Origin of the sequence: Salmonella sp. 32100201201700099SM, from assembly GCF_017572645.1 — a bacterium.
GTDB lineage: Bacteria > Pseudomonadota > Gammaproteobacteria > Enterobacterales > Enterobacteriaceae > Salmonella > Salmonella enterica.
In genome coordinates this window covers 578,636-596,130 of record NZ_JAGERQ010000001.1, presented here as the reverse complement: position 1 = coordinate 596,130, position 17,495 = coordinate 578,636, and the positions used below count along the sequence as shown (strand labels likewise).

Sequence of the window (17,495 nt, the reverse complement as noted above, 5' to 3'; positions counted from 1 at the left end):
ATGACGCGCTTTTTTTACGCCTGAACGCGTGGTTGCGTAATACGTAAACCGCTCACCACCGCCGCGAGAGTCGCCAGGATCGCCGCTGCGAGCAGAGAAAGATGCGTACCGCTATCGCCAAACTGGTTCAACATCAGTGCTACCAGCGCGGCGCCAGTACTTTGGCCTAACAGTCGCGCCGTGCCCAGCATCCCGCTGGCGCCACCGCTGCGCTCACGCGGCGCGGAAGTGATAATGGTGTGATTATTCGGCGACTGGAACAGGCCAAACCCTGCGCCGCAAAGGATCATCGGCCAGATAATATTCAGATCGGAGGGGGAGCCTGGCAACATGACCAGCGCAAACAACCCGGCTGCCATTATCACCATTCCCAGCGCCCCCAGCAAACCGGCATGAAGACGTTCTATCAGGTATCCCGCCAGCGGCGCCATCACCATCGTTGCCAGCGGCCAGGGCGTCAATAACAGGCCGGTTTCTACTTCGCTACGGCCCAGCACGGTTTGCAGATAAAAAGGTAGCGAGACCATGGCTAACATTTGCGCGCAGAACGAGCAAATTGACGTGCCGATCGAGAGTGAAAAAAGCGGAATGCGTAACAAGTCGATGGGTAACAAAGGGACGGGCAAAGAAAGCTGGCGGCGCACGAAGAAAAACCCGACCACGACCAGAACGAGCAGCTCTGCGCCAATCAACGTTAGCGACTGTCCCTGGGCAAAGCCGCTCAATGCGGTAATCAGCAGGCCAAATGTGAGCGCATTCATTACCGCGCTCGGTAAGTCAAAGCGCGGCTTAGTGTCATGGGCGATGTTTGCTGGTAAAAAGCGTATGGCCAGAATTAACGCGATGATACCTAACGGGACATTAATCAGAAACAGCCATTTCCATGATGAGATGGACAAAATCGCCGCGGCGATCGTCGGACCCGCGGCGGAAGAGACTGCGACGATAAAAGAGTTAATTCCCATGCCTCGTCCCAGATGACGCTGGGGGTAGATAAGACGAATCAGCGCCGTGTTTACGCTCATTAGCGCCGCGCCGCCAAATCCCTGCGCGATGCGCGCCAGCGTCAGCATCTGCAGCGAGTCTGAAAGCGCGCAAAACAATGATGAAAGCAGAAATACCACTAAACCACATTTATAGATCCGGCGATAACCAAACATGTCGCCTAAAAAAGACAGGGAAAGCAGTGAGACGACAATGGCGATTTGGTACGCATTGACAATCCAGATAGAGCTGGCAGGGGAGGCATGTAAATCAGTCGCAATGGTTGGCAGCGCGACATTAGCGATTGCGCCATCCAGAACCGCCATCGAAATACCGATAATAATCGTCAGGATAGCACCGTATCTCTGCGGGAGGGGCAGGCCATCGGCCCGTGTTTTTTCCATAAGTATTTTGTAATAAGGGGAATTATGAGCTGAATAATAATGTTAGCATTAATACTGAGTTGTTATGTCGTAGATTTGTAACGAAGTAAGCAAAGATGGATTGCGGGCGACCTGGCGTGAAATTATAATAAAAACTCGTTCTGAATTTTATAAAACGCTCGTAATGAGGTGATAAATGGCAAACGCAGATCTGGATAAGCAGCCTGATTCTGTATCTTCTGTGCTGAAAGTTTTCGGCATTCTGCAGGTGCTGGGTGAAGAGCGTGAAATAGGGATTACCGAGCTATCGCAGCGCGTCATGATGTCGAAAAGCACCGTTTATCGCTTTTTGCAAACCATGAAAACGCTGGGCTACGTGGCTCAGGAGGGGGAGTCTGAAAAATACTCTCTGACGCTAAAGCTGTTTGAGCTGGGCGCGCGAGCTTTGCAAAATGTTGATCTCATCCGCAGTGCGGACATTCAGATGCGCGAACTGTCTCGTCTGACAAAAGAAACTATCCATCTTGGCGCGCTGGATGAAGACAGCATTGTCTATATCCATAAAATTGACTCTATGTACAATCTGCGTATGTACTCACGTATTGGGCGTCGTAATCCGCTGTACAGTACGGCCATCGGTAAAGTGCTTCTGGCCTGGCGCGACCGTGATGAGGTTAAGCAGATTCTCGACGGCGTAGAGTATAAGCAAAGCACTGGACGCACGATTACCAGCACTGAAGCGTTGCTGCCGCTGTTGGATGAAGTGCGTGCGCAAGGCTACGGTGAAGATAACGAAGAACAGGAGGAAGGGTTACGTTGTATCGGCGTACCGGTATTTGACCGTTTTGGCGTAGTCATCGCAGGGTTAAGCATTTCGTTCCCGACGCTGCGTTTTTCAGAAGAACGCCTACAGGAATATGTGGCTATGTTACACGCCGCCGCGCGTAAAATTTCTGAGCAAATGGGTTACAACGATTATCCCTTCTAAGCAACGTTATTAGCATGACGTTAAAAAAAAGCAGCTGCGAAAAATGTAGCTGCTTTTTTTATAACATCGGGTGGGATGAAATCGTAAAAGTAGATAATATCTGTCGGCTTATTTAACGGTTATTAAAATATTATTTAACAGTACTTATGAACAACAGCCAATATAGGGGAATTATTGGTGATAGTTTCACTGTGAAATTATTTATTGCCGCTTAGCCATTATCCACCACGGTGGCGATTTTTCTGAAAATGGGACAGTCGGAAAAGCCAATTATGCCGCTGTTGGTATGGAGATATTGCGCCGTGCTGGTGCCGCGTGCGGTCAGGTAATGGCACTGTAAAACCAGCCCCGCAGCGTTCACTTTACTTCCCACCAGGACGCCATAGCCGCTCATCAGCAGGCCTATCCACACCAGGGCAAACAATACAATTGCGCGAATGCTCAAACGCATTACTACCTCTTTTCTTTTTTAGTTAGAATAAGAGTAGCGTGTACATTGATTGAAACAAGTGAATCATTCCTAAAAACATATAATGCCGCTACAGTTACTCCTGGTTTAAGTAACTCATGATAATTTAGCGACATAAGATGTAAGATCGGAGAGTGGAGTGAAAAAATTTCGATGGGTCGTTCTCGGCATCGTGGTGGTAGTATGCCTGTTGCTGTGGGCGCAGGTGTTTAATATCATGTGCGATCAGGATGTACAATTTTTCAGCGGTATTTGCGCCATCAATAAATTTATTCCCTGGTAAACGTTTTACACCAGAGATTTCCTTCCCGTGTAGCAGTGGTAGAATGACGTCTCTACATTGAGGTGGTGAAATGAACGACGTTTTAAACTCTGGTGCGTTTTCTCTTGCATCTTTAATAGTATCAATGGTGGTTCTGGTGGTGGGGCTGGCGCTCTGGTTCTTTGTCAACCGGGCAAGTTCCCGTGCCAACGAGCAGATAGAATTGCTCGAAGCGTTATTGGATCAACAGAAGCGGCAAAACGCGTTGTTACGCCGTCTTTGCGAAGCAAACGAACCAGAAAAAGAAGCGGAACCCACAACAGCGGCAAGCGAACCAAAAGAGGATGAGGACATCATTCGTCTGGTTGCAGAACGATAATGCTTACCGGGGCGCAAATGGCGCCAGTGCCATACGCCCCATTTCCCCGTCGGATCTCTCCGCGTTGCCGTTTGCAACTGATACTACAGCATCAACACCTTACCTAATATATGGCTTTATATGCAACATAGTTTTATATGTATAACAAATGGACATATAGCATTTTTGTGATACCGCTCATTCTCTATTAAAAGCGAAACGTTTCTCTCTCTTTATGGATTGTCATTGTTTGTTCATTATTTTAAGGCATTCTGTAAAGACGCAGAACATCACAAAAAGCGGTGTCGAAAATCGCTTTCCTTTTCTATTATTTTGATTAAAAGGTGTTTTTTATCATTGTGACAATTTATGCATAACTCAGCATAAAAAGTGATATGAAAAATACAGCTTTTAAATGTGATTTGATGCACTGGAAGAAGCGAAGTTATTGAGCTATGGTAGAAAAATGGCTTTTCAGCAGTGACGTTGTCAGGAGTCCGTCAGCGCGTGAGGATATATCTTTCGCAATTTTGTTGCATAAACGTGCTGTCAATTTGTGAAGGTTCTCGTAATTTGTGCGACGGATCGAGACACGTTTAAAAATGGCTTGCCATAATTAACGTTGTATGTGATAACAGGCTTTGGGTTAAACGAGGTACAGTTCTGTTTATGTGTGGCATTTTCAGTAAAGAAGTCCTGAGTAAACACGTTGACGTTGAATACCGCTTCTCTGCCGAACCTTATATTAGTGCCTCAAGCAGTAATGTCTCAGTTTTATCTATGTTATGCCTACGGGCAAAGAAAACACTCTAAGGAATTTTGCAAATGGCAAAGATTAAAGGTCAAGTTAAGTGGTTCAACGAATCCAAAGGTTTTGGCTTCATTACTCCGGCTGACGGCAGCAAAGATGTGTTCGTACACTTCTCCGCTATCCAGGGCAATGGTTTCAAAACTCTGGCTGAAGGCCAGAACGTTGAGTTCGAAATTCAGGACGGCCAGAAAGGTCCGGCTGCTGTTAACGTAACAGCTATCTGATCGACACCACTGATTTGATGCGTTTGTCGCGTCAGCCTCAGATATAAAGCCTCGCTAAAAGCGGGGCTTTTTAATTCAATATCTTTCAAAATGTGTCTGGATGCGCTCTCGTTAGCGATTTGTTGCAAAGGCGCGATGTTATTAGCATTGTTTTTTCTGGTTTTTCCGTCCGTTTCCCGTTAAATCAATCACCTGAAAAATGATTCGGCTGGAGATCAAGTGAAAAAGAAAAGCGACGGCGATACCCGTAATTTTACACCCATACGTTTTGCACTACTTTGCACTGCCATTCTGCTCAGTATGGCATTGTTGTTAGGGGGGGTGGCATGGCTGCAAATTGTTACGCCGTCGAAACTGGTGAAACAAGAAGATATGCGCTCGCTTCGTGAAGTGACCACGGCCTCTCCACGCGGCATGATCACCGACAGAGAAGGGCGGCCCTTAGCGGTGAGCGTTCCGGTTAATGCTGTCTGGGCCGATCCGAAAACTATCATAAGCAAAGGCGGCGTTGGCTACAATGAGCGCTGGCAGGCGCTGGCCAGCGCCTTACATCTGTCTCTCAGTACGCTTGCGGAACGGGTAAACAGTAACCCGGCAGGTCGTTTTATCTACCTCGCGCGCCAGGTTTCACCCCAGCAAGCCGAATGGATAGATAAACTGAATCTACCGGGTATTAACCTGCGGGAAGAGTCGCGCCGTTTTTACCCTGCCGGACACGTAGCGGCCAATTTGATCGGCTTTACCAATATCGACGGGCAGGGAATAGAAGGTATTGAAAAGAGCTTTAACGCGCAACTGACGGGAAAACCGGGCTCCCGATTGGTGCGCAAAGATAAATTTGGTCACGTTATTGAGAACATTACGGAAGTGAATCCGGTTCCTGCTCATGAACTTCAGCTTAGCATTGATGAACGTCTGCAAACGGTTACCGAAGATGCGCTGGATAACGCCGTCATCTGGAACAAAGCGGAATCCGGCGCTGCCGTATTGATTAACATCCCAACGGGTGAAATTCTCTCGATGGCGAGCTACCCGGATTTCAACCCGAACAACCGTGAAGGCGCGCAGTTGGACGATTTTCGTAACCGCGCGATTAGCGACACCTTCGAACCCGGTTCTACTGTGAAGCCATTGGTCATTATGACTGCGTTACAGCAGGGCATCGTGCAGCCGGACAGCGTTATCGATACCCATCCTTTTACTCTCGATGGACACCGTATCCGCGACGTCGGTTACTATCCGGAACTGACATTAACCGGCATTTTGCAAAAATCCAGCGATACCGGCGTTTCTCACCTTTCTCTGGCGATGCCGGTGCAGAAATTAATGGATACTTATAAAAGCTTTGGTTTCGGCGTGCCTACCGGACTGGGTCTCACCGGAGAGAGCAGCGGGTTATTACCGAAACGCCGTTACTGGAGTGATTTAGATCGCGCTACCTTCGCTTTTGGCTATGGATTAATGGTGACGCCGCTGCAACTGGCGCATGTTTATGCCACGATTGGCAGCTTTGGTATCTACCGTCCGTTATCGATCACCAAAGTTGATCCGCCCGTGATCGGCACGCGGGTAATGCCGGAAGAACTGGTGCACGAGGTGGAACATATGATGGAGAGCGTCGCGTTGCCTGGCGGCGGCGGAACAAAAGCCGCAGTAAGAGACTACCGTATTGCGGTCAAAACCGGGACGGCGAAAAAAATTGGCGATGATGGTAAATACGTCGATAAGTATGTGGCATATACCGCAGGCGTCGCGCCGGCAAGTAACCCCAGATTTGCGCTGGTGGTGGTGATTAATAATCCGCAAAACGGGGCTTATTATGGCGGCGCGGTATCTGCGCCCGTATTCAGCCAGATCATGGGCGATGTGCTGCGGCTGGAAAATGTTGAGCCAGACGGTATGCCAGCCGATTCAGATCACCTTCTGGTGATGCATGGCAGCCACGTTGCGGTTCCGGGCTCGTAAAGGATTTTCCCGGGGCGCAATTCGCGTTACACTTGCGCCCTTTAGCGCCCCAGTCCGGAGTTGTCATGTCGTTTACCTGTCCGCTTTGCCATCAGCCGCTTACGCAGATTAATAACAGCGTTATATGTCCACAGCGCCATCAGTTTGATGTGGCGAAAGAGGGCTACATCAATCTGCTGCCGGTACAGCATAAACGTTCGCGCGATCCGGGCGACAGCGCCGAAATGATGCAGGCGAGGAGAGCGTTTCTTGATGCAGGCCATTATCAGCCGCTGCGCGATGCGGTGATTAACCTGTTGCGCGAGCGGCTGGATCAGTCGGCCACGGCGATTCTGGATATCGGCTGCGGCGAGGGGTATTACACTCACGCTTTTGCCGAGGCGTTGCCGGGAGTCACCACGTTTGGACTGGACGTTGCTAAAACGGCGATCAAAGCGGCGGCGAAGCGCTATTCGCAGGTGAAGTTTTGTGTGGCGTCAAGCCATCGACTGCCCTTTGCCGATGCGTCAATGGATGCGGTGATCAGAATCTACGCCCCGTGTAAGGCGCAGGAATTGGCGCGTGTGGTGAAACCTGGTGGTTGGGTCGTTACCGCCACGCCGGGGCCGCATCATTTGATGGAACTAAAAGGGCTCATTTATGATGAGGTGCGTTTACATGCGCCGTATACCGAGCAGCTCGACGGATTCACATTGCAGCAGAGTACCCGCCTTGCTTATCACATGCAGCTCACCGCCGAAGCGGCTGTAGCACTGTTGCAAATGACGCCATTTGCCTGGCGCGCCAGACCAGAAGTGTGGGAACAACTGGCTGCCAGCGCCGGACTTAGCTGCCAGACGGATTTCAACCTTCATCTCTGGCAGCGTAACCGTTAACCGTGAAAATGCGTCCAGAGGATCTGGACGCCAATTCCTATCAGTACGACCCCGCCGAGAATTTCAGCACGCTTACCCAGCATTGGGCCGATAAAGCGACCAATCATCATTCCGAGGGTGGACATGATAAGCGTGGCGCAACCGATAGCCAATGCGGTTGCGATGATGTTTACCTGCAAAAACGCCAGACCGACGCCAACCGCCATCGCATCGAGGCTGGTCGCGATAGCCGTCGTGACTAATAGCCAAAAGCTGTGGCGGCGTAACGGTGTTTCGTCTTCATCACTACCGCCGCGGATACCTTCGATGATCATGCGTCCGCCCAGAAAGATCAGCAGAACAAAGGCTATCCAGTGGTTCCATTCCAGAACGAATTTACTCGCCAATATCCCCAGCCCCCAGCCGATCAACGGGGTCAGCGTTTCAACCGCGCCAAAGATAAGACCGGTACGCAACGCTTCTGAGAATTTGGGTTTATGTAGGGTGGCGCCTTTGCCAATTGATGCCGCGAAAGCATCCATCGACATACCGAAAGCGAGAAGAACAGTAGCAGTAAAGTGCATGACAACGTCCTGACCGGGGTATCCATTAAACACATCACTGCCCCCAGCAAACATGCATGTCGCCATTCTGTGACGAAATACACAGCAGTTGATGCGCCTATGGTCTCGCCTGACCAGCGGCGGCTGGTCCGTACGCGCCACGTTTTGCAACGAGTATGTTGACGCGTACATTTCCGGAGTCTGGAAATCGGCTACTCCCCAATTGACGGCGCAACATTAACATATTTTTAGAATATAAAACAACAGCGATAAAATATTATTTGCCTTCTAATTGAAAACGATTTTCATTTAGATTTATTCATCAATAAAACGTTAAATTAAATAACAATTGGTCAATAGAAAATATAGCCTTAGCTATATTATGATTCGAAATAAAATTCGAAAAACATAGTTGAGGCTATATCTTAGATTATTGATTTTCAATAAGAAGTTTATATATTTTTTCCAGATCGTCGATATTGTGTACACGGATAAGCAAGCGTCGTTGTTCTAATTGCATCACCAGTACGCCGTCTTCCGATAAATTCATCTCTTTAATACGGTTATATTCTATCCAGACATTGGCGAAGAAAAAGCCACGTTGTTTAAAGATGATCCGTGGCGTGCGGATCCAGAATATATAAAATCCCATTAACGCCAGCGCGCTTAATAACCATGTGGTCATCTGCGCTCCGTGGCTGGTTACGTTGTTATAAATAAGGATGGCGACCAGCCCAACGAAGATAACGCTGTCTACGCGACCGCGGCGAAGCAGGGCTATAGAAAGCAGAGTGGGGCCATTGCGACGAGGCATGATGAACTGATCGTAGAGAGCGTAAACCAATAATGCGGCAATAAAGAGAATCAGCACCAGGTCCGTGATAGTCATTTATCCTCCAGAGAAATAAAAAACGGGGCCGTTTGGCCCCGGTAGTGTACAACAGCCTTACTGGCCCAGCAGTCCTACGGAGTAGCCGGCGATACCAATGACGAAGAAGCCCACGATAATCCACAGCGGGTTAACTTTCTTACGCAGCAGCCACATACAGGCAAAGGTCAACAGTAGCGGAACCAGACCCGGCATCAGCTGGTCGAGAATGGTTTGCACGGTGGTAACGCGTGTCTGACCATCCTGACCAGTGATGGTGGAAACCACCAGCGGGATATTCACATGCGTCCACTTGTTAACCAATGCCCCCATGACAAACAGGCCGAGGATTGACGCCCCCTCAGTCAGTTTTTGCAGGAAGCTGCCGCCCATATCTTTAACGATATCGACGCCTTTGCGGTAGCCATAAGCCACGCCATAATAACGGGTCGCCAGGCGCACCAGGTTAAACAGGATGAAAAACAGCAGCGGACCAAGCAGGCTGCCGCTCATCGCAATACCTGCGCCCAGCGCCGCGAATACCGGACGGACGGTACCCCAGAAGATAGGGTCGCCGACGCCTGCCAGCGGTCCCATCAGACCGACTTTGATACCGTTGATAGCACCATCGTCAATCTCTGCGCCGTTCGCACGCTTTTCTTCCATTGCCAGGGTCACGCCCAGTACCGGCGCCGCAACGTAAGGATGGGTGTTAAAGAACTCCAGGTGACGTTTAATCGCCTGTTTACGCGCGTCATTATTCTCCGGATACAGGCGACGAATCGCCGGCACCATAGAGAAGCAGAAGCCCAGCGCTTGCATACGTTCGAAGTTCCATGACCCCTGGAACAGGTTAGAACGAAGAAATACGCCGCGAATATCGCTCGGAGTGAGTTTTTTCTCGGTGGTAGTTTTAGTCATATCAACCATTTCGCTCACCTGTTAGTCCAGTTCGTTGTCGAGATCGTTATTGCCAGCAGCCGCTGCAGGCGCGCCCGCTACACGGTTGTATTTCGGGCTCAGCTGGATGTAAAGAATAGCCATCACTGCGCCGATGACACCCAGTGCGACCAGGTTGAAGTTTGTGAAAGCCGCGGTGACGAAACCGAGGTAGAAGAACGGCATCAGGTAGCCTGCGCGCATCATGTTGATAACCATCGCATAACCAACCACGACGATCATGCCGCCGGCGATGTTCAGACCACCTGTGACGACTTCAGGAATCGCATTCAGCATTCCCTGTACTTCGCTGGTGCCTACGGAGATGGCAACGATAACCGCCGGGATAGCGATACGCATTGCCTGCAGGAACAGAGAAGAAACGTGCAGCCAGGAGAGCGCCGTCAGGTTGCCGTTTTCAGCCGCCTTGTCCGCCGCGTGCTGGAATGCCACGGTGATGGTACGAACGATAATGGTCAGTACCTGGCCTGCCGCCGCCAGCGGAATCGCCAGCGCGATACCGGCGCCAATGCTTTGATGCCCGGCGATGACCAGAACGGTAGAGATGATGGACGCCAGTGCGGCATCAGGCGCAACGGCAGCACCGATGTTTATCCAGCCCAGAGCGATCATTTCCAGAGTACCGCCGATGATAATACCGGTTTTCATGTCCCCCAGAACGGCGCCGATTAAGGTACAGGCGATCAGCGGACGGTGGAACTGAAATTCATCAAGTACCGACTCCATACCCGCGATACATGCGACGATGAACACCAGCACAATCTGAAGAGTGGTAATCTCCATTGTACTTCTCCTATTGCTATCTTAAGTGTGAAAGCTAATTAAATGCCGGCGGTTATTTCGCCACTTTGGCAATTAAATCCATCATTTTCAGTTTCGGATCGGTGGAAACTTTACGCACCTCAAGCTCGATGCCGCGCTCGTTGAGCTTTTTAAAGGCTTCGATATCCTTTTCATCGACGGAAACGGCGTTGTTCACCTGCGTTTTACCTTGACGATAGGCCATACCGCCAATGTTCACGGAAGTGACTTTCACGCCGCCCTCAACGATGCGCTCGACGTCGGTAGGATTGGTAAACAGAAGCATCACGCGTTCACCGGCGTATTTCGGGTTATTGTAGACGCGAATCATTTTCGCGACGTCAACCACATGCGCCGTAACGCCCGGCGGCGCAACTTGCGTCAGCAGCGTTTTACGTACGGTATCCGCCGCGACTTCATCGCTCACAACAATAATACGGCTGACATTGGTCTCTTTGGTCCAGCGGGTAGCGACCTGACCGTGAATGAGGCGGTCATCAATACGGGCAAGCCCGATAACCATATAATCATTCGGGCCCATCGGTTTTGCCGGTGCGGCCGCTTTTGGCGCGGCGGCGACTGGCGCTGGCGCGGCTTTTTCTACCGGTTTCGCTTTCAGCGCTTTTACGCCTTCACGACCGGTTTCTACCGCCAGTGCGACCAGCTCGTCAAAGCTCGGATCGTCGTCACGAGCCATAAACGTTTCGACCAGCATCGGGATGTTGACGCCGGCAATAACTTCATAGCGCTCTTTATCGACGACAATGCGGCTGGCAGCATTAAACGGACTGCCTCCCCATGTATCAACGAGAAATAGCACGCCTTTACTGGTATCGAGTTTAGCCAACTGAGCGTTGTACTTTTCGATCAGCGTTTCGGCATTTTCGCCTGGAACGAAATCGATCCAGCCGACGTTTTCCTGCTCGCCTAACAGCATTTCGGCTGTTTTAAGTAACTGCTCTGCAGCCCAACCATGTGTGCCTATAACAATAGCAATGGTCACTTGCTACCTCCTTTATTATTGTCAACACATCAACTTGACAGATGTATTTTTTGAATCGCCGTCCGCAAGCGAATCGATTCAGATGAGGGTTACAACGAAAAACGCATGATTTTCGTGAATTATTTTAGATATCGAAAAAAATATTTTGTGTGATGGAGATCCGTAATTTTGTTTTCGATAATGAGAAATTTCGAAGTGTAAAATATCCTGGTTACATCTCTTTGCAAAGGAAGGTAAATCTTTGCCAAAAACCAGTTGTCTCTGTTATGTTTAGCTTCCGTTTAATTAGAATGGGGTATAGGGCAGCAGCCCGTTGTATGGATCGTCACCGACGTCATTTCACTCTTTGGCCGTTTTGCGCCTGTCAATCTGGCATATCTTGCCATAGCCTTACTTTGTTTATTGCGTTACCGCCTGCATCCTTTGAGATGTTGTGGGCGCCGTTTAGTCATTCCTTAAGCAGGAGCTTGTCATGGAATTATTAATGGATCCCTCAATTTGGGTGGGTTTACTCACGCTCGTCGTCCTGGAAATTGTCCTGGGTATCGATAACCTGGTCTTTATCGCGATCCTCGCCGATAAATTGCCGCCAAAGCAGCGTGACAAAGCGCGTCTTATCGGGCTCTCGCTGGCGCTGATTATGCGTCTGGCGCTGCTGTCCATTATTTCGTGGCTGGTGACCTTAACAAAGCCGCTCTTTACTGTCTGGGATTTTACCTTCTCCGGCCGCGATTTAATTATGCTGCTGGGCGGTATATTCCTGCTGTTTAAAGCGACCACCGAGCTGCATGAACGTCTGGAAAACCGCGAGCATGACACCGGACACGGTAAAGGCTATGCGAGCTTCTGGGTGGTAGTCACGCAGATTGTCATCCTGGATGCGGTCTTCTCGCTGGACGCCGTGATTACGGCGGTAGGTATGGTAAACCATCTGCCGGTTATGATGGCGGCGGTGGTGATTGCGATGGCGGTGATGCTACTGGCGTCAAAACCGCTGACCCGTTTTGTCAACCAGCATCCGACGGTGGTGGTGCTCTGTCTGAGTTTCCTGCTGATGATCGGCTTGAGCCTGGTGGCGGAAGGGTTTGGTTTCCATATTCCGAAAGGCTACCTGTACGCGGCAATTGGTTTCTCGATCGTTATCGAGGTGTTTAACCAGATTGCGCGCCGCAACTTTATTCGTCATCAGTCCACGTTGCCGCTGCGCGCGCGTACTGCGGACGCTATCCTGCGTCTGATGGGCGGTAAACGCCAGACGAGTACGCAACATGAGACGGATAGTCCGGCCGCGATATCGGTGTCGGAAGGCGCCTTCGCCGAAGAAGAACGCTACATGATTAACGGCGTACTGACTCTGGCGTCGCGCTCCCTGCGCGGCATTATGACGCCGCGAGGCGAAATTAGTTGGGTGGATGCGAATCTCAGCGTAGCTGAAATCCGTCAGCAGTTACTCTCTTCTCCGCATAGCCTGTTCCCGGTATGCCGGGGCGAGCTGGATGAAATTATCGGTATCGTGCGGGCGAAAGAGTTGCTGGTGGCGCTGGAAGAGGGCGCGGATGTTGCGGCTATCGCCGCGTCTTCCCCGGCGATAGTGGTGCCGGAAACGCTTGATCCTATCAATCTGTTAGGCGTTTTGCGCCGCGCGCGCGGCAGTTTCGTTATCGTCACTAACGAGTTCGGCGTGGTGCAGGGGCTGGTTACGCCGCTGGATGTGCTGGAAGCGATTGCCGGTGAGTTCCCGGATGCCGATGAAACGCCGGAAATCGTTGCCGATGCCGAGGGCTGGATAGTGAAGGGCGGCACCGATCTTCATGCGCTACAGCAGGCGCTGGAAGTTGACCATCTGGTGAACGAAGAGGGCGATATTGCGACGGTCGCGGGGTTAGTGATCGCCGCTAATGGCCATATTCCTCGTGTAGGCGATGTCATTGATTTTCCGCCCCTGCGGATCACCATTGTCGAGGCCAACGATTACCGTGTCGATCTGGTTCGAATTGTTAAAGAACAGCCTGCCCACGACGAAGAGGAATAACGTCACACGCAGGAATCAAGTCTATAGATGCGGCATCGCGGACATAATCTGTCCGTTATGCCGGGCGGGCGGCGGCGCGCTGCCCGCCAGCCACTGTGGAAATTCGCTAATGGGCATCGGCTTCGCATAGAGATAGCCCTGTAACATTTGCACGCCATGCTGGCGCAAATGCTGTGCCTGCGTCTGGTTTTCGACCCCTTCCGCCACCAGTTCAATATTCAGTCTTTGCCCCAGCGCGATAATAATATCGGTCACCGTTGAATTGACCGCATCGGTACCGATGGCGGCGGTGAAGGATTTATCGATTTTCAAAATATCCGGACGCAGTTTTTCCAGCCAGGAGAGCGAGCTGTTTCCTGTGCCAAAATCATCGATGGCTAACTTCACGCCTTTACGATGCAGCTCGCGCATCAGGCGGTAATCAACGTCAAGCAACGCGTCGCGTTCCGTGAGCTCCAGCACCAGTTGCTGAACAGGTTCCGCACTAAACCAGTACTGATTAAGATCCTTGAGAAGCACGCCGTGTCGGAAATGGCTTGCCGCTACATTGATGCCGATATGAAACTGATGGTTGATGGGGAAGTAGTGCCGCTGCCGAATGGTTTCCGCAATCACATAGCGGGTCAGCGGCGCTATCAGGTTATGTTCCTCGGCGATAGGAATAAAAACATCCGGTGAGATCCAGCCCTGGCGCGGGTTGTTCCAGCGTAACAGGATCTCAACGCCGGTACATTGCTGCGTGCGGGCATTAAGCAACGGCTGACAAAATAGCTCAAACTCCCGTTCGGCAAGGGCCAGATTAATTTCCCAGGAAAAGCTCATTCTGCTGGCCGTTGCCAGCCAGGCGATATAACCGATCAACAGGCTAAGCAATACGGCCAGCGGTAACTGCGTCGGGAGATGTTTGAACGCCAGTACGCCTGCCGACGGCCCGCTGACGCTGATAGTAAAAGGGAAATGTCGCGATGAAAGCTGGTAACGCTCTTCATCTTTTTTTAATTCCGGAAGAGTATCGACCACGCCCCGACCATATAACAGGTGCCGTTTGCCGACCGTCAGGCTGGCGCTGGTAATTTGCGGCTGCTGCGGCTCAAGTAGCATAGTCGTCAGCAAGTCAATATTCACAATTTCCATCACGCCATCCTGGCCATCGGCAGAGGCGGGATACCACTGAATGAGGATCGGGCTTCCCTTGAGTAACGATTGGTCTGTGGAAAGTAGCAGCAGATCGCCGACTGCGGGAAGATCGGGCTGAAGCTGGCGTATGGGAGTATTACGGGCGCCAAAAATGCTTGAGCAATAGAGAATTCCCTCTTTCACCAGCCCGATAGAACGAACGGTTTGCAGACGGGCGGCTTGCTTACGCAACGGCAGATGCGCGGTCGCGCACGGAAGCTCAAGCAAGGGGAGCAGTACGTTTCGTCCGACCTGGAGAGGATGCAAAACATTATCCAGCGCATCAACGGCATGATTCGCGAATGCAACCGTGCGATGGTGATTTAAGTTCCGCTCCGAAATAAATCGGATGCTCAGCGTAAGAATGAGCGTGACCAGTGCACAAATCGTGCAAACAATGAAACGATTACGGCGATAATGATTGATGATCCGTTGTGCTGTTTGCATGCGGGCCGCCCAATAAGCGTTGGCGACAAAAGCCAACCGCGACACAGCAAGTGTAGTGGGGAAACGTGGAGTCGACGAGGAAGAGATAAAAATTTCGCCCATCCGTAGCAGATGGGCGAAGGGAGGGGAAACGGCGTTTAATCACACTGGACTTTAATAGCCAACCCGCCGCGCGACGTTTCGCGGTATTTTGCGTTCATGTCTTTTCCGGTCTCGTACATCGTTTCGATGACTTTATCCAACGAGACGCGCGGCGCGCTGGTTCGACGCATGGCCATACGCGCAGCGTTGATCGCTTTAACCGAAGCAATGGCGTTACGTTCGATACACGGCACCTGCACCTGACCGGCAACCGGGTCGCAGGTCAGCCCCAGGTTATGCTCCATGCCGATTTCAGCGGCAACGCAAACCTGTTCCGGGCTGGCGCCCAGCAGTTCAGCAAGGCCTGCCGCCGCCATCGAACAGGCGACCCCGACTTCGCCCTGACAGCCGACTTCCGCGCCGGAAATAGACGCGTTCATCTTATACAGCGCGCCAATAGCGCCTGCCGCCAGGAAGTAGCGGGTGTAAATATCCGGGCTGACAGACTCAATAAAATGGTCGTAGTAAGCCAGTACCGCAGGCACGATGCCGCACGCGCCGTTGGTTGGCGCCGTCACGACGCGACCACCTGCGGCGTTCTCTTCGTTCACCGCCAGAGCAAACATGTTCACCCAGTCAATGACGTTCATCGGATCGTTGGAAAGCTTATCGCTGGAAACCAGCATACGACGCAGCGCAGAGGCGCGACGCGGTACGCGCAGCGGCCCCGGCAGCACGCCTTCGGTATTCATACCACGATCAATACAGGCCTGCATGGTCTGCCAGACGTGACCGAAATACTCTTCAATCTCTTTCTTGCTATGCAGCGCCAGTTCGTTTTGCATCACCATGCCGGAGAGTGAAAGGCCGGTACTGTTGCAATACTCCAGCATTTCTTTCGCCGATTTAAACGGATAAGGTACAGTAACCTCATTCGTCGCTTCCTGGCCGAAATGCTCTTCATCAACGATAAAGCCGCCGCCGATGGAATAGTACGTCTTGCTATAAATGACCGTGTCGTCATGCCAGGCGTGGATCTGCATCCCGTTTTCATGCAGCGGCAAATTGCCGTTGTGAAAACGCATTCCGTCATCTTTCGGGAAGTCGACTTCGTGACGTCCCTGGGCCAGTAACAGACGCTCGCGCGTTTCGACGTCGCGAATAAAACCGGGGATACTATCAATATCCACGGTAGCGGGTTCATTACCCGCCAGACCCATAATAATGGCGATATCGGTATGGTGACCTTTCCCCGTCAGCGACAGCGAGCCGTAGACATCGACAGCGACGCGGGTAACGTTATCCAGTAATCCTTTTTCGACCAGGTCATCGACGAACTGTTTACCGGCCTTCATCGGGCCAACAGTGTGGGAAGAGGAGGGACCAATCCCTACCTTAAACATGTCGAATAGGCTAATCACGATAATACTCCTGACAGGGCAACCGGGGCTTCCGGTTACGATGTTATAACTGCGCATAGTGTAAGAGGGAACGCTGGCATCAGCTTAACTATTCACATGAATTAAACTAATGAATAACCGCGTTTTTACTAATATTGCGACAGTAATCTCAAGTCGTGTCTTGCGCGCGTAAAGTTAAGTATATACACGTTGCCCTTCAGGCTGCCTCTTTGGGGGAGGCGATTGTTACCGCCTTGAGGCAACGTGAATGGCGTTGTGTACAGTCAGGGCTTTACGCCGATTTGCAGCGCCAGCTCACGAAGAATGTTTGCGGTCATGCCCCAGACGAAATAATGCTCATACCAGGAGAGCCATACGCGGTGCGAATTGCCGCGACGGTAAACATCAAGCGGATGATATCGACCCAGTTGCAACGCTTGCGCCAGCGGCATTTCAAACACCGCAGACACTTCGTCTTCACTGGCGCGCCAGGGGAGATTTGGCGGAATAATGCCGACCACCGGGGTGACCTGAAAACCGGTCACGCTGTCTACCGGCGGTAAAACGCCAATCACTTCCACGGCTTGCGGCGGGATGGCGACTTCCTCCTGCGCTTCGCGAAGCGCTGCGGCGATAAGCGAAGCATCGGTACTATCCACGGCCCCGCCGGGAAAGGCGACCTGTCCGGCGTGTTTGCGCAAATGAATAGCCCGCTGGGTCAACAGCAGCCCCGGCTGGGGGCGGCGAACCACAGGGATCAGTACGGCGGCCTGACGTTGATTTAACGTTTCATGAGTTATCTGCGGGCGCAAAAGCTGAAAGCGCGATAAGAAATGATCGAGCGTCAGACGGCTGGTATCCACGTA

The 17,495-nt window shown here is 51.4% G+C and carries 19 protein-coding genes and 1 riboswitch; of the genes, 9 read left to right on the top strand and 10 right to left on the bottom strand.

All coding sequences use genetic code 11. The features are described 5' to 3' along the window. Positions 1-14: 14 nt before the first annotated feature. Positions 15-1,388 carry an MFS transporter gene (locus J4685_RS03040; RefSeq protein WP_000416142.1) on the bottom strand — a complete coding sequence of 458 codons (1,374 nt, stop codon included), beginning with the start codon at positions 1,386-1,388 and terminating at the stop codon, positions 15-17. A 175-nt stretch (positions 1,389-1,563) separates the two neighbouring features. Here J4685_RS03040 and kdgR point away from each other — a divergent pair, with 175 nt between their 5' ends. Then, the gene (gene kdgR, locus J4685_RS03035; protein WP_001262210.1) at positions 1,564-2,355 is read left to right on the top strand and encodes a DNA-binding transcriptional regulator KdgR; all 792 of its coding nucleotides are present in this window, start codon (positions 1,564-1,566) and stop codon (positions 2,353-2,355) included. Between the two features lie 211 nt (positions 2,356-2,566). On the opposite strand, the gene yobH is transcribed toward kdgR, so the two are convergent. Further along, positions 2,567-2,806 carry an invasion protein YobH gene (gene yobH, locus J4685_RS03030; protein ID WP_001239776.1) on the bottom strand — a complete coding sequence of 80 codons (240 nt, stop codon included), beginning with the start codon at positions 2,804-2,806 and terminating at the stop codon, positions 2,567-2,569. Between the two features lie 157 nt (positions 2,807-2,963). Between yobH and mgrB the strand changes: the two genes are divergently transcribed. The 6 genes from mgrB to rlmA all read left to right on the top strand — a co-directional run bounded on the left by mgrB (position 2,964) and on the right by rlmA (position 7,319). After that, entirely contained in the window at positions 2,964-3,107 is a 144-nt protein-coding gene (mgrB, locus tag J4685_RS03025; protein WP_000714547.1) for a PhoP/PhoQ regulator MgrB, read from the top strand. A 70-nt stretch (positions 3,108-3,177) separates the two neighbouring features. After that, entirely contained in the window at positions 3,178-3,465 is a 288-nt protein-coding gene (locus J4685_RS03020; RefSeq protein WP_011233027.1) for a YebO family protein, read from the top strand. Positions 3,466-4,113: 648 nt separating this feature from the next. After that, entirely contained in the window at positions 4,114-4,257 is a 144-nt protein-coding gene (locus tag J4685_RS03015) for a DUF2627 domain-containing protein (protein WP_001537930.1), read from the top strand. Between the two features lie 12 nt (positions 4,258-4,269). Next, positions 4,270-4,479: a transcription antiterminator/RNA stability regulator CspE gene (cspE, locus tag J4685_RS03010; protein WP_001062678.1), complete on the top strand. Its 210-nt coding sequence runs from the start codon at positions 4,270-4,272 to the stop codon at positions 4,477-4,479. Positions 4,480-4,698: 219 nt separating this feature from the next. Beyond that, complete coding sequence (gene ftsI / locus J4685_RS03005; RefSeq protein WP_000730309.1) at positions 4,699-6,444, top strand: peptidoglycan glycosyltransferase FtsI; 1,746 nt, start codon at positions 4,699-4,701, stop codon at positions 6,442-6,444. A 65-nt stretch (positions 6,445-6,509) separates the two neighbouring features. Then, entirely contained in the window at positions 6,510-7,319 is an 810-nt protein-coding gene (gene rlmA, locus J4685_RS03000; RefSeq protein ID WP_000010924.1) for a 23S rRNA (guanine(745)-N(1))-methyltransferase, read from the top strand. Here the strand turns inward: rlmA and mntP are convergent. The 5 genes from mntP to manX all read right to left on the bottom strand — a co-directional run bounded on the left by mntP (position 7,316) and on the right by manX (position 11,493). Further along, positions 7,316-7,882 (bottom strand): manganese efflux pump MntP, encoded by a 567-nt coding sequence (gene mntP / locus J4685_RS02995; RefSeq protein ID WP_001518359.1) that lies wholly within the window; start codon positions 7,880-7,882, stop codon positions 7,316-7,318. The genes rlmA and mntP overlap by 4 nt on opposite strands. Positions 7,883-7,993: 111 nt before the next feature. After that, positions 7,994-8,095, bottom strand: a riboswitch (yybP-ykoY riboswitch). Between the two features lie 196 nt (positions 8,096-8,291). Then, a complete protein-coding gene (locus tag J4685_RS02990; protein WP_000156291.1) occupies positions 8,292-8,750 on the bottom strand; it encodes a DUF986 family protein in 459 nt (152 codons plus the stop codon). Positions 8,751-8,807: 57 nt separating this feature from the next. After that, positions 8,808-9,659: a PTS mannose transporter subunit IID gene (locus J4685_RS02985; protein WP_011233028.1), complete on the bottom strand. Its 852-nt coding sequence runs from the start codon at positions 9,657-9,659 to the stop codon at positions 8,808-8,810. A gap of 12 nt (positions 9,660-9,671) precedes the next feature. Beyond that, positions 9,672-10,472, bottom strand: coding sequence for a PTS mannose/fructose/sorbose transporter subunit IIC (locus J4685_RS02980; protein WP_000406916.1), 801 nt, complete (start codon positions 10,470-10,472; stop codon positions 9,672-9,674). Between the two features lie 52 nt (positions 10,473-10,524). Continuing rightward, a complete protein-coding gene (gene manX / locus J4685_RS02975; RefSeq protein WP_000150521.1) occupies positions 10,525-11,493 on the bottom strand; it encodes a PTS mannose transporter subunit IIAB in 969 nt (322 codons plus the stop codon). 152 nt (positions 11,494-11,645) lie between these two features. Between manX and J4685_RS22730 the strand changes: the two genes are divergently transcribed. Together J4685_RS22730 and yoaE are read left to right on the top strand one after the other, a co-directional pair. Beyond that, positions 11,646-11,978 carry a protein YoaL gene (locus J4685_RS22730; RefSeq protein WP_011233029.1) on the top strand — a complete coding sequence of 111 codons (333 nt, stop codon included), beginning with the start codon at positions 11,646-11,648 and terminating at the stop codon, positions 11,976-11,978. After that, positions 11,966-13,525: a CNNM family cation transport protein YoaE gene (yoaE, locus tag J4685_RS02970; RefSeq protein ID WP_000421819.1), complete on the top strand. Its 1,560-nt coding sequence runs from the start codon at positions 11,966-11,968 to the stop codon at positions 13,523-13,525. Before J4685_RS22730 ends, yoaE begins: the two co-directional genes overlap by 13 nt. 21 nt (positions 13,526-13,546) lie before the next feature. Here the strand turns inward: yoaE and J4685_RS02965 are convergent, their stop codons facing one another. The 3 genes from J4685_RS02965 to J4685_RS02955 all read right to left on the bottom strand — a co-directional run bounded on the left by J4685_RS02965 (position 13,547) and on the right by J4685_RS02955 (position 17,492). Continuing rightward, positions 13,547-15,148, bottom strand: a complete 1,602-nt coding sequence (locus J4685_RS02965; RefSeq protein ID WP_001192535.1) for an EAL domain-containing protein — start codon at positions 15,146-15,148, stop codon at positions 13,547-13,549. A 137-nt stretch (positions 15,149-15,285) separates the two neighbouring features. Next, positions 15,286-16,650, bottom strand: a complete 1,365-nt coding sequence (gene sdaA / locus J4685_RS02960; RefSeq protein WP_000624276.1) for an L-serine ammonia-lyase — start codon at positions 16,648-16,650, stop codon at positions 15,286-15,288. Positions 16,651-16,913: 263 nt separating this feature from the next. Next, positions 16,914-17,492, bottom strand: a complete 579-nt coding sequence (locus J4685_RS02955) for a CoA pyrophosphatase (protein ID WP_000381531.1) — start codon at positions 17,490-17,492, stop codon at positions 16,914-16,916. Positions 17,493-17,495: the final 3 nt, after the last annotated feature.